Source organism: Streptomyces sp. NPDC020965 (assembly GCF_044333555.1).
In the GTDB taxonomy this organism is placed as follows: domain Bacteria; phylum Actinomycetota; class Actinomycetes; order Streptomycetales; family Streptomycetaceae; genus Streptomyces.
Map to the genome: position 1 here is coordinate 1041003 of NZ_JBIRRE010000001.1, position 11991 is coordinate 1052993.

Genomic DNA, 11991 nt, shown 5'->3' on the forward strand with positions numbered 1-11991 from the left:
CGGCGATTGAGGACGGACCCTCCCGCACAGGAGAGCCGGATCATCACCAGCACCCCGGACACGCCCGGAGGGTGTGCCGTTCAGACGGGGGGCAGGGGGTGGCGGGTGAGCCAGCCGGACCAGGCAGAGGTCACCATCGCGTGGACGTCGTGGCGCGCCTCCCAGCCCAGCTCCCCGCGGATGCGGTCCGCCGAAGCGACCACCCGCGCCGGGTCGCCGGGGCGCCGGGGCGTCGTCACCGGGGGGGTCGTACGGCCGGTGACGTCGCCGATGACGCGGACCATCTCGGCGACCGACACGCCTTCGCCCCGGCCGATGTTGAGGGTGAGGGCCGCCGACGCGTCGGACACCAGGCGTCGGGCCACGGCCACATGTGCCGAGGCGATGTCCGCGACGTGGATGTAGTCGCGGACGCAGGTGCCGTCCGGTGTCGCGTAGTCGTCGCCGAATACCTTCGGCGGTTCGCCCGCCGTGAGGCGTTCGAACACCATCGGCACCAGGTTGTGGACGCCTTCGTCACCCAGCTCCGGTGAGCCCGCGCCCGCGACGTTGAAGTAGCGCAGGGCGGCCGTCGCCAGCCCGTGCGCCGCGCCCACCGCCGAGACCAGCCATTCGCCGGCGAGCTTGGTCTCCCCGTACGGGCTCATCGGCCGGCAGGGGGTCTCCTCGGTGACGAGGTCCACATCGGGCATCCCGTACACGGACGCCGACGACGAGAAGAGGAACCGGCTGACACCCGCGTCCACCACGGCCGCCAGCAGGACCCGCAGGCCCTCCACGTTCTCGTGGTAGTAGTACAGCGGCCGGGCGACCGATTCGGCGACCTGCTTCTTGCCCGCGAGGTGCACGACACCGGTGACGGCGTGTTCCCGCAGCACCCGGTCGAGCAGCTCGCGGTCGAGTACGGTGCCCACTTCCAGCGGGACGCCGTCGGGGAGCCGGTCCTTGGCGCCGGTGCTCAGGTCGTCCAGGACGACGACCTCCTCGCCGCCCTCGATCATCGCCCGCACCACGTGCGATCCGATGTATCCGGCTCCGCCGGTGATCAACCACGTCATGTCCACTGTCCTCTCGCAGAAGGCCCCGCCCCACGCGGCACGCGCGGGACGGGGCCACTGTTCACTGCCGCAACGAATCAGCCGCCGATGACGACCCGGCGTACGCCTTCCCAGCGGGCCGGGTCGGTGGTGCGCCGGCCGTCGACCAGGACGCGGACGTCCGGGAGGTCGGCGGCGGCCAGCTCGCGGTACTCGGCGTGGTCCGCCTGGAGGATCGCGGCGGTGACGGCCTGGCCCTCGTGCGGGATGAGCCCGTGCGCGGTCAGTTCCTCGGCCGTGTACATCGGGTCGGAGACGTACGGGACGGCCCCGCGCGCCTTCAGCGCCTCAACGGTCCCGAAGACGCCCGAGAACGCGGTCTCCTTGACGCCACCGCGGTAGGCCGCGCCCAGCACCAGGACACCGGCGCCGTCCAGCTCGCCGTAGGCGGCGGCCAGCAGGTCCACCGCGTACTCCGGCATGGCGGCGTTGGCCTCGCGCGCCGAGCGGACGACGGTGGCCTCCGGGTCGTTCCAGAGGTACATCCGGGGGTAGATCGGGATGCAGTGGCCGCCGACCGCGATCCCGGGCTGGTGGATGTGGCTGTACGGCTGCGAGTTACACGCCTCGATGACCTTCTTGACGTCGATGTCGTTCTTGTCGGCGAAGCGGGCGAACTGGTTCGCCAGGCCGATGTTGACATCGCGGTACGTGGTCTCGGCGAGCTTGGCCAGCTCGGACGCCTCGGCGGTGCCCAGGTCCCAGACCCCGTTCGGCCGGGACAGGTCGGCGCGCTCGTCGAAGTCGAGGACGCTCTCGTAGAACTCCACGCCGTGCCGGGCGGAGATCTCGTCGATGCCGCCGACGAGCTTGGGGTAGCGGCGCAGGTCGGCGAAGACGCGGCCGGTGAGGACCCGCTCCGGCGAGAAGACCAGGTGGAAGTCCTTGCCCGCGGTGAGCCCGGAGCCCTTCTCCAGCATCGGCGCCCACCGGGTGCGGGTGGTGCCGACCGGCAGGGTCGTCTCGTACGAGACCAGGGTGCCGGGCTTGAGGCCCCGCGCGATGTCCTGGGTGGCGGAGTCCATCCAGCCGAAGTCCGGGGTGCCCTCGGCGTCCACGAACAGCGGGACGACGACGACGACGGCGTCGGACTGGGCGACGGCGGCGGCCGTGTCGGTGGTGGCGCTCAGCAGGCCGGCGCCGACCGTCTCCTTCAGCAGCCGGTCCAGGTCGTGCTCGCCGGGGAAGGGCTCGGTGCCGGCGTTGACCAGCTCCACGACCTTCTCGTTGACGTCGGCGCCGATGACGTTGTGGCCCTTGGCGGCGAACTGGACGGCGAGCGGGAGCCCGATCTTGCCGAGCGCTACTACACAGATATTCATCGGGATACTTTCCTCTTCACACGGGCCAGCAGGGGTCGCACACGCGACCACCATCTCTCGGCGGGCGGGAACAGCAGTCCGGTCGCGACCACCATTCGGCCCTTGGCGTTCACACGCGCGGCCACTCGGTACGGGGTGCCGCTGCGCCAGCGCCGGGCCAGCGGCATGGGCTTGTCCTGGCCGCGTACGGGGATCTCGTACAGCCGGCCCGCGACCTCGACATGGACGCGCACCCCGGCCGACGCCGTACGGGCCTCGATCGGGATCAGCGCACGGATGACCGTGGCACTGCCGTCGGCCGTGGTCTCCAGGGTCGACTTCCCGACGGCGGGCGGGAGTTGATGGCCGGCCGGCAACTGCCGGCCGCCCGGCTTGTCCGCGCTCTTGGGCATGGCGCCCTGGACGAGGCGGACGGCGAGCGATCCGATGTCGCCGGCGACCGGGACCCGTACGGCGACGGCCAGGGACAGCTCGTCACCGTGCTGTTCCCAGGCGGCCGACTCCAGCTCGGTGCCGGAGGCGAGCGCGGCGGCGACCGACTCGCCGAAGACCTCGTAGATCCGGTCGGGAATGACCAGGCCGGTGTCGCGGAAGCCGGTGTAGCGCGCGAACGCCCGGTCGCCCGCAAGCAGGAACGGCGGCGGGCCGCCCTTCTCCTCGGCCGCGATGACCTCGACCAGCTCGTCGACCATGCCCCGCTGGGCGAGGGTGAGCCGGACCCGGCGCTGCACCGGCAGGGCGTCGCGGATGGGTTCGGTCAGATACTCGTCGGCCAGTCCCGCGATCCCGATGCAGAGTTCGCGCCGGGTCCGCGGTTCGACCTCGGGGAAGTCGCCCTGGATGAGCTTGGCCAGCTCCCAGTTGAAGTGGCGCTCGAAGACGTGGTCGCGCTTCGGGCCCTCCTCGATCAGCCCCGCCGCGAAGTCCAGGATGCGCTCGGCGCACCGCATCCGGGCCAGATGGTCGGCGCGGTAGGTGATGTTGCTCGCGTCACCGCGCTTGACCGCGTAGTAGTACGTGTAGTCGGCGAGCACCGAGATCTTCCGCGCCCGGACGCACGCCTCGATGGTGAACGGCTGGTCGCTGCCGACCGGCATGTCCTCCGGGAAGCGCAGCCCGTGCTCCTCGACCAGCTCCCGGCGGAACAGCTTGGTGTTCGCCAGGGTGTACGGAAGCGCCGAGTCGTAGAGGCTGACGTCCGGGTCGCTCTTCTTGTAGAGCGCCTGGTGGACGTAGCGGCCGTTGGTGCCGACCATCTTGCCGACGACCACGTCGGAGCCGTGCTGGTCGGCGCAGGCCACCATGCGGGCCAGCGCCTCCTTGCCGAGGTAGTCGTCGGATCCGAGGAAGTAGACGAAACGGCCGGTGGCCACCTCCAGCGCCCTGTTACTGGGCGCGGCGGGGCCACCGGAGTTCGTCTGGTGGATCACCTTGACGGTGCCCGGGTACTTCGCCGCGAAGCGGTCCAGCTCCGCGCCGCTGTCGTCCGTGGAACCGTCGTCGACGGCCACGACCTCAAGCCTGTCCAGGCCGATGCTCTGCCCGACAAGCGAGTTAAGACATTCCGTCAGATACGGCATCGTGTTGTAGACGGCCACGACGACGGTGACGTCAGGACTGGTCAAGGCTCCCTCGCCCTACTGGGCCGCGGCGTGCGCGGAGAGATCGACGGTAACCCCTGCTGCGGCGGACTCCAGGACGGCCGCCGCCACCTCGACCGTACGGAGGCCCTGGCGCAGCGTGCAGATGTCGTCGGACTTGCCGAGAACAGCATCCCGGAACAGCTCGTGCTCGACCAGCAGCGGCTCGCGCTTGGGAATGGCGTAACGGATCATGTCGCCCTCGGCGACCCCGCGGAACGCCTGGAGCGCCTCCCACTCGGTGGCCTGGGCGGCGTTCGAGTAGAAGGTGAGGTCGGCGGTGAGGGTGTCCGCGATGAAGCAGCCCTTCTCACCGGTGACCGAGGTGAAGCGCTCCTTGAGCGGGCTCAGCCAGTTGACCAGGTGGTTGACCATGGTGCCGTCGGAGAGCTGACCGACGGCGGAGACCATGTCCTCGTGCGGGCGGCCGGACTTGGAGACCGTGCGCGCGGCGATCGAGGTGTAGGTCTGGCCGGTCACCCAGCCGGTGAGGTCGATGTCGTGGGTGGCGAGGTCCTTGACCACACCGACATCGGCGATGCGGTGCGGGAAGGGGCCCTGGCGGCGGGTGACGACCTGGTAGACGTCGCCCAGCTCGCCGGCCTCCAGCCGCTGCCGCAGCGAGCGGAGCGCCGGGTTGCAGCGCTCGATGTGGCCGACACCGGCGACCAGACCGCGCGCCTCGAACGCCTCGACGAGCCTGCGGGCGCCGTCCACGGTGTCCGCGACGGGCTTCTCGATCAGCGCGCCGACACCGGCTGCGGCCAGCTTCAGGCCGACCTCCTCGTGCAGCGCGGTCGGGCAGGCCACCACGGCGTAGTCGATGCCGAGCGCGATCAGCTCCTCGACCTCCGACAGCACGGGCACGCCCTGCGCCCAGCCGTTCTTGTCGCCCATCGGGTCGACGACGCCGACGAACTGGACGCCGTCCAGGCCGGCGAGTACACGGGCGTGGTGACGGCCCATCGAGCCGAGGCCGATGAGGCCGGCCCGCAGTCCCTGGGACACCGGGGCGGTGGTCACAGATTCTCTCCAAGCTCGTTCACGGCGACGACGATCCGCTCAAGGTCTTCCGCGGACAGCGAGGGGTGCACCGGCAGCGAGACGACCTCGGCGGCGGCGCGCTCAGTCTCCGGCAGATCCCAGTTGCGGCCCGCCTTCTGGTCCGGCTCCCAGAACGGCTTCAGCCGGTGGATGGGGGTCGGGTAGTAGACGGCGTTGCCGACACCGGCCTCGGTGAGCTTCGCCATGGCGGCGTCGCGGTCACCGCTGACGCGGATCGTGTACTGGTGGAAGATGTGGCGCGCGCCATCGGCCACGGTCGGCGTGGTGACGCCCGGTGCGGTGATGTGCTCGCTGAGGTACGCGGCGTTCGCGATGCGCTGCTCGGTCCAGCCGTGGAGCTTGCCGAGCTGTACGCGGCCGACGGCGGCGGCCACGTCGGTGAGGCGCATGTTGACGCCGATGATCTCGTTGGCGTACCGCTGCTCCATGCCCTGGTTGCGCAGCAGCCGGAGGGTACGGGCGATCTCGGCATCACCCGTGGAGATCATGCCGCCTTCGAGCGAGTGCATGTTCTTCGTCGGGTAGAAGCTGAAGGTGCCGCCCGCGCCGAACGCGCCGACCGGGGTGCCGTTCAGCGCCGCCGCGTGCGCCTGGCAGGCGTCCTCGACGACGGCCAGCTTGTGCTTGGCGGCGATGGCCATGATCTGGTTCATCGAGGCCGGGTGGCCGTACAGGTGCACCGGCATGATGGCGGCGGTGCGCGGGGTGATGGCGGCCTCGACGGCGGCCGGGTCCAGGCCGTAGGTGTCGGGCTCGATATCGGCGAAGACGGCGTCGGCGCCGACGAGCCGGACCACGTTCGCCGTGGCGGCGAACGAGAACGAGGGCACGATCACCTCGTCGCCGGGGCCGATGCCCAGCGCCAGCAGAAGGAGATGCAGCGCGGAGGTACCGGAGTTGACGGCGACGCAGTGGCGTCCGTCGACCAGCTCGGAGAATCCCTCCTCGAACGCGGCCACTTCGGGGCCCTGCACGACCCGGCCGCTGCGCATCACGCGCACCACGGCCTCGATCTCTTCTTCACCGATGACCGGGCGGGCAGCGGGAATGGGCTGCCGATTGCTGCTCGTCATGGACGTCCTCCTTGAACACCGCAAGAGCTATTTGTGGCAGGAGGTCAGGGGCGCCGCGGTGATTCCATCAGGCCGCGCACACCCCTTCGGCGCGAAGCCAACGCCCTACCGAGGATTCAGGACCGGTCGTGTCCCGAGCCGGCCACCCACCGTAGTGTCCGGAACGGGATCCTCACCCGGCAGCGACCGCCGTCACATTATCAGGGATTTCCTCACCAATTTCGGGCCCGTTATGGGGCCACTGCATCAATTCGGAGACAAAGACCGTGCCCCATCCCAGGACTGTGGGATGGGACACGATCGGTTCACCCAGGACTCACCAACTGTTCAGTCCTCGGTGGACGCAGACACCGCCGGGGGCGTCTGCGTCTCGGCCGCGACGGACTTCTTCGTGGCCTTCTTCACGGTCGTCTTCTTCGCCGCGGTCTTCTTCGCCGTCGTCTTCTTGGCGGCGGCCTTCTTCGCGGGCGCCTTCGCGGGCGCCTTCTTCGCCGCGGTCTTCCGGGTGGCCGTCTTCTTGACCGGCTCCTCGGCGGACTCGACCGGGGCGGCCGGCTCGGAAATGGGCTCCGGCGTACCGGTGACCACGACGATCGCGGCGTCCTCCGCGCCCGACGGCGAACCGGCCGGCGCGGTGACCTTGCGGGTCGCCCGACGGCGGGCCCGCGGCGGAGCGGCCACCGGCTGCTCCTCGGCCCGCGGTTCGGCGGCGACCGGCTCGGGGGCCGGGGCCTCGGCCCGGACCTCCGGCGCGGCCTCGATGACGACCTCCGGCTCCGCCGCCTTCGGCGCCCCGGCCGGCGCGGTGGCCTTACGGGTCGCCCGGCGACGGGTACGGCCCGCGGGGGCCGCCTCCGGCTCGGGAGCGGTCTCGACGACGGGCGCATCGGCGACCGGCTGGGCCTCGGGCTCCGGGGCGGCCTCGGGCTCCGGGGACGCGACGGGCTCCGGGGCGGCGACGGGCTCGGCGGACCGGGGGGCACCGCTCGGCGCGGACGCCCTGCGGGTCGCCCGGCGACGGCCACGGCCACGGTGCGCGGCGGCCTCCGCCTCGGCGGCGCTGCTGTACAGCTCCTCGTCCGGTACGAAGGACGGCTCGGCCAGCGCGACGGGCGCGGCCACCTCGGCGGCGACCTCGGCCTCCGTCTCGTAGGACTCCGTCTCGGATTCGGCGGACACCGTCTCGTGGTCGTGGTCGTGGGTGTGCTCGGAGCCGCCGCGGCCACGCTTCTTGGCGCGCTTGCCGACGGCACCGCCACCGCCGCCGACGGAGGTCGGCTGCTCCATGTGCACGATCACACCACGGCCGTTGCAGTGGACACAGGTCTCGGAGAAGGACTCCAGCAGACCCTGGCCCACCCGCTTGCGGGTCATCTGGACCAGGCCCAGCGAGGTGACCTCGGCGACCTGGTGCTTCGTACGGTCGCGGCCCAGGCACTCCAGCAGTCGCCGCATCACCAGATCGCGGTTGGACTCCAGGACCATGTCGATGAAGTCCACGACGACGATGCCACCGAGGTCACGCAGCCGGAGCTGACGCACGATCTCCTCGGCCGCCTCCAGGTTGTTCCTGGTGACGGTCTCTTCCAGATTTCCGCCCTGACCGGTGAACTTGCCGGTGTTGACGTCGATCACGATCATGGCTTCGGTCTTGTCGATCACCAGCGAGCCACCGGACGGCAGCCAGACCTTGCGGTCCAGCGCCTTCATCAGCTGCTCGTCGATGCGGTACGTCGCGAAGACGTCGACCTCGCTGGTCCAGCGCTGCAACCGGTCGGAGAGGTCCGGCGCGACGTGCGACACATAGCCGTGGATGGTCTCCCACGCCTCGTCACCACTGACGATGACCTTGGAGAAGTCCTCGTTGAAGATGTCGCGGACCACCCGGACGGTCATGTCCGGCTCGCCGTAGAGCAGCGAGGGCGCGTTCGAGCTGCCGCTGCCCTTCGACTTCTGCTTGATGTCGTCCCACTGGCCCTGGAGGCGCTCGACGTCGCGGCGCAGCTCGTCCTCGCTCGCGCCCTCGGCGGCGGTACGGACGATGACGCCCGCGTCCTCGGGGACGATCTTCTTGAGGATGGTCTTCAGCCGGGCCCGCTCGGTGTCGGGCAGCTTGCGGCTGATGCCGGTCATCGAGCCCTCGGGCACATAGACCAGGTACCGGCCGGGCAGGGAGACCTGGCTGGTCAGCCGGGCGCCCTTGTGACCGATCGGGTCCTTCGTCACCTGGACGAGCACGGACTGACCGGACTTGAGCGCGGCCTCGATGCGGCGGGGGCCGTTGGCCATGCCCAGCGCCTCGAAGTTGACTTCACCGGCGTAGAGGACGGCGTTGCGGCCCTTGCCGATGTCGACGAAGGCGGCCTCCATGGACGGCAGGACGTTCTGCACCTTGCCCAGGTAGACGTTGCCGACGTACGACGTCGCCTGCTCCTTGTTGACGTAGTGCTCGACCAGCACATTGTCTTCGAGGACACCGATCTGGGTGCGCTCGCCGCTCTGGCGGACGACCATCACGCGCTCGACGGCCTCACGGCGGGCCAGGAACTCGGCCTCGGTGATGATCGGCACTCGGCGGCGGCCCTGCTCGCGGCCCTCCCGGCGGCGCTGCTTCTTCGCCTCCAGACGGGTGGAGCCCTTGATGGACTGCACGGCGTCCTGGAAGTCGGACGCGTCATCGCCCTTGGCGCGGGCGGGTCGGGGCTCGCGCACCTTGACGACCGTACGCTCCGGGTCGCCGGCGGCGGCCTCGTCGTCGGTCATGGGCTCACCGCTGCGACGGCGCCGACGGCGGCGGCGACGGCTGCTGGAGGAGCCGGCGGCAGACTCGGCGTCGTCGTCGCGCGCTTCATCGGCGTCGTCGGCGGCTTCGTCGCGGGTCTCGGAGTCATCGTCGGCGGCATCGGCCGACCGCTCGTCCGAGGTCTCGTCGGCGTCGGCGACCTCACCACGACGGCGGCGACGGCCACCACGGCGACGGCGCCGCGACGGGCGGTCCTCGAACTCGGCCTCGTCGTCGGAGACCTCGTCGGCTGAGTCGTCCTCGGTCACGGCATCGGGCTGCCGCTCGACCGTCTCGGCGCGCTCCTCGACCCGCTCGGGGGCGGTCTCGACGCGCTCGGGGGCCGCCTCGCCACGACGGCGACGGCGACGGCGCCCGGCGGGCTCCGGGGCGGTCTCGACGGGCTCGGGAGCGGTCTCGACGGCCTCGACGGGCTGGTCCTCGACCAACTCCTCCAGCTCGGTCTCTTCGCCCTCCGTGTCCTCCGTGTCATAGGCGGCGGCTGCCGCGGCGGCCGCGGTCTCCGGCGTCTGGAACATCGGCTCGGCGAAGACCGGGGCCTGGAAGACGGCGACGGCGGGGCGGGCGGCGCGGCGCGGCGCGCTCTCGTCCTTCCGCGCGGCGTGCGCGGTGAACTCGGGCGAGGCAACGCGGCGGCGGTTGCGGCCACCGCGGGTGGCCGTCTTCTCCGGCTCCGGCGCGGGCGCGGCGGTCTCCGCGGCCTCGGCGGCGGTGGCCTTACGGGTGGCCCGGCGACGCGCGGTGCGCGACGTGGGCGCCTCGGCAGCCTCGGCGGCCGCTGTGTCCTCTGTGGGCTCGGGCGCCACGACGGCCACGGACTCGGTGGGTGCCTCGGGGGCGCTCACCTCACGGGTGGCGCGACGGCGCTTACGCGGCGCAGCGGCCTCCACCGGGGCCTCGACCTCAGCGGCCGGAGCCTGCGCGGGTGCCTCGGCCGGCGACTCCGCGACGGGGGCCTGGGCGGGCGCCTCGGGGGCGCTGACCTCACGAGTGGCACGACGACGCTTACGCGGCGCGGCAGCCTCCACCGGAGCCTCGACCTCAGCGGCCGGAGCCTCGGCGGGCTCGGTGACCTCCGTGGCGACCTCAGCGGGCTCGGCCGCGGTGGCCTTACGGGTGGCGCGACGGCGCGGGGTGCGGGCCGCGGGAGCCTCGGCGGCCTCCGTGACCGCCTGGGCCGCTGTGTCCTCTGTGGGGTCGGGCTCGACGGCGGTCTCGGCCTTGGGCGTACCGGCCGGGGCGGACGCGCGGCGGCGCTTACGCGGCGCAGCGGCCTCCACCGGGGCCTCGACCTCAGCGGCCGGAGCCTGCGCGGGTGCCTCGGCCGGCGACTCCGCGACGGGGGCCTGGGCGGGCGCCTCGGGGGCGCTGACCTCACGAGTGGCACGACGACGCTTACGCGGCGCGGCAGCCTCCACCGGAGCCTCGGCCTCAGCGGCCGGAGCCTCGGGAGCCTCGGCGGCACGACGGCTACGGCGCGGTGCGGCGGCCTTCGCTTCGGTGGCCTCGGGGGCGTCGGCGGCCTCAGGGGTCGCCGTGGCCGCTGGGACCTCGGCAGTCTTACGGGTCGCGCGGCGACGCGGGGTGCGCGCCGCGGGTGCCTCGGCCTCGGCCGGTGCCTCAGCGGCGGCCTCCGCCGCCTCGGCGGTCGCACCGGGCGGCCCCGCGGGACGCGAAGCGGCCCGGCGACGGCGGCGCGGCGGCAGCGTGTCGCTGGGGGTGGTGCGGTCCTCGTTGATCTCTCCGGCGGTGCCGGATTCGTTCGACGCGTGCATGCGGGCGGTTCTCCCGTCACGCTCCCGGGCGCCGCGCCTCATTCCGGTCCGGCCGCGGCCCGCTCTACGCGGGGCCGCCGTCCGGGGCGCGGGCGCCGCACGGGAGCTGATATGTCTGGCTCGCCGGTTCCGTACGCGATGTACGCACGGCCTGGCGAAAGTCTGTTGTGGTTTCGCGCGGCCCGACTCAGGTGGCTCCCGAGTCCGAGGACCGTGCTGTGACGACTGCCTGTGCGCGCGGCGCGACCGTCGGGCACCGTCACCGGATCCCCTGGCAGAGCTAGGGGGAGGCCGTCTCGACGGCCGTGGGTGGGGCGGTCGGTACTGCCTCGCGGTCGAGCGCGAGCGGATCGGTCACCGTGCCGGACTCCTCGTCGAAGAGCCCCTGCGCCAGCCTGGTCACCGCTGCGGGGACCGGCGGCGCCAGGTCGGCCACAGCGCGGAGACCGGACAGGACGTCGTCAGGTCGCACGGCAGGCGTTACGTGCCGAACAACCAGCCGCAGTATCGCACAGGGGCCGTCCAGGGTCCTATCAGGCTGTGGACGGACCACTTCGAGACCGGCCACGGCACCCCGCGCGTCGAAGGTCCGCATGCCGTTCTTGGCCCTGCGCTGGACCTCGACGGTCTCGGCCGCGAGGAAGGCCACGACGGCGTTCTCCGCGTCCTCGACGGGGACCCGGTCGAGCCGCAGCTCCCACACCGAAGCGGTGAGCCGATCGGCGAGCCCGGACGTACGGGCCTCGACGGCGTCCACGATGTCGAGGCCGGTCGGCAGCGACTCGTCGAGCAGCTCACGCAGGCTCTCGGGGTCGCGGGGCGCGGTGAGCGCGATCTCCAGATACTCGGCCTCGCTGCCCGTGCCGGTGGGTGCGGCATTGGCGTACGACACCTTGGGGTGCGGGGTGAAGCCCGCCGAGTACGCCATGGGCACCTCGGCGCGCCGCAGCGCCCGCTCGAAGGCGCGCTGGAAGTCACGGTGACTGGTGAACCGGAGGCGGCCGCGCTTGGTGTAGCGCAGTCGGATGCGCTGCACCGCGGGTGCGGGCGGCGGGCCTTCGGGCTGTCGCTTGCCCAGTGGTTCTTCTCCTCGGTGCGGGGCGGCGCGGTGGCGCGCCACCCTCGGAATGCGGGGGTACCCCATGGGGGCCCCGCCCGGCTCACCCCCGCTTCCGCGGGGAGATCTCGGACCAGGCCGCCGCGCAGGGGACAGTCG

At 72.1% G+C, this 11991-nt stretch carries 7 protein-coding genes; all 7 read right to left on the reverse strand.

Going from position 1 to position 11991, the window contains the following annotated elements:
• Positions 1-80: 80 nt before the first annotated feature.
• Entirely contained in the window at positions 81-1058 is a 978-nt protein-coding gene (galE, locus tag ACH4S7_RS04515; protein WP_398519558.1) for a UDP-glucose 4-epimerase GalE, read from the reverse strand.
• Positions 1059-1135: 77 nt separating this feature from the next.
• Positions 1136-2419, reverse strand: coding sequence for a nucleotide sugar dehydrogenase (locus ACH4S7_RS04520; protein ID WP_398519559.1), 1284 nt, complete (start codon positions 2417-2419; stop codon positions 1136-1138).
• Positions 2416-4044, reverse strand: a complete 1629-nt coding sequence (locus ACH4S7_RS04525) for a glycosyltransferase family 2 protein (RefSeq protein ID WP_398519560.1) — start codon at positions 4042-4044, stop codon at positions 2416-2418. Before ACH4S7_RS04525 ends, ACH4S7_RS04520 begins: the two co-directional genes overlap by 4 nt.
• Before the next feature lie 12 nt (positions 4045-4056).
• Entirely contained in the window at positions 4057-5067 is a 1011-nt protein-coding gene (locus ACH4S7_RS04530; protein ID WP_398520026.1) for a Gfo/Idh/MocA family protein, read from the reverse strand.
• A gap of 11 nt (positions 5068-5078) precedes the next feature.
• Positions 5079-6197, reverse strand: a complete 1119-nt coding sequence (locus ACH4S7_RS04535) for a DegT/DnrJ/EryC1/StrS family aminotransferase (RefSeq protein WP_398519561.1) — start codon at positions 6195-6197, stop codon at positions 5079-5081.
• Positions 6198-6524: 327 nt separating this feature from the next.
• On the reverse strand, positions 6525-10775 hold the full coding sequence (locus tag ACH4S7_RS04540) for an Rne/Rng family ribonuclease (protein ID WP_398519562.1): 4251 nt from the start codon (positions 10773-10775) through the stop codon (positions 6525-6527).
• 280 nt (positions 10776-11055) lie between these two features.
• Entirely contained in the window at positions 11056-11811 is a 756-nt protein-coding gene (locus tag ACH4S7_RS04545; RefSeq protein ID WP_398520027.1) for a TIGR03936 family radical SAM-associated protein, read from the reverse strand.
• Between the last annotated feature and the right edge of the window lie 180 nt (positions 11812-11991).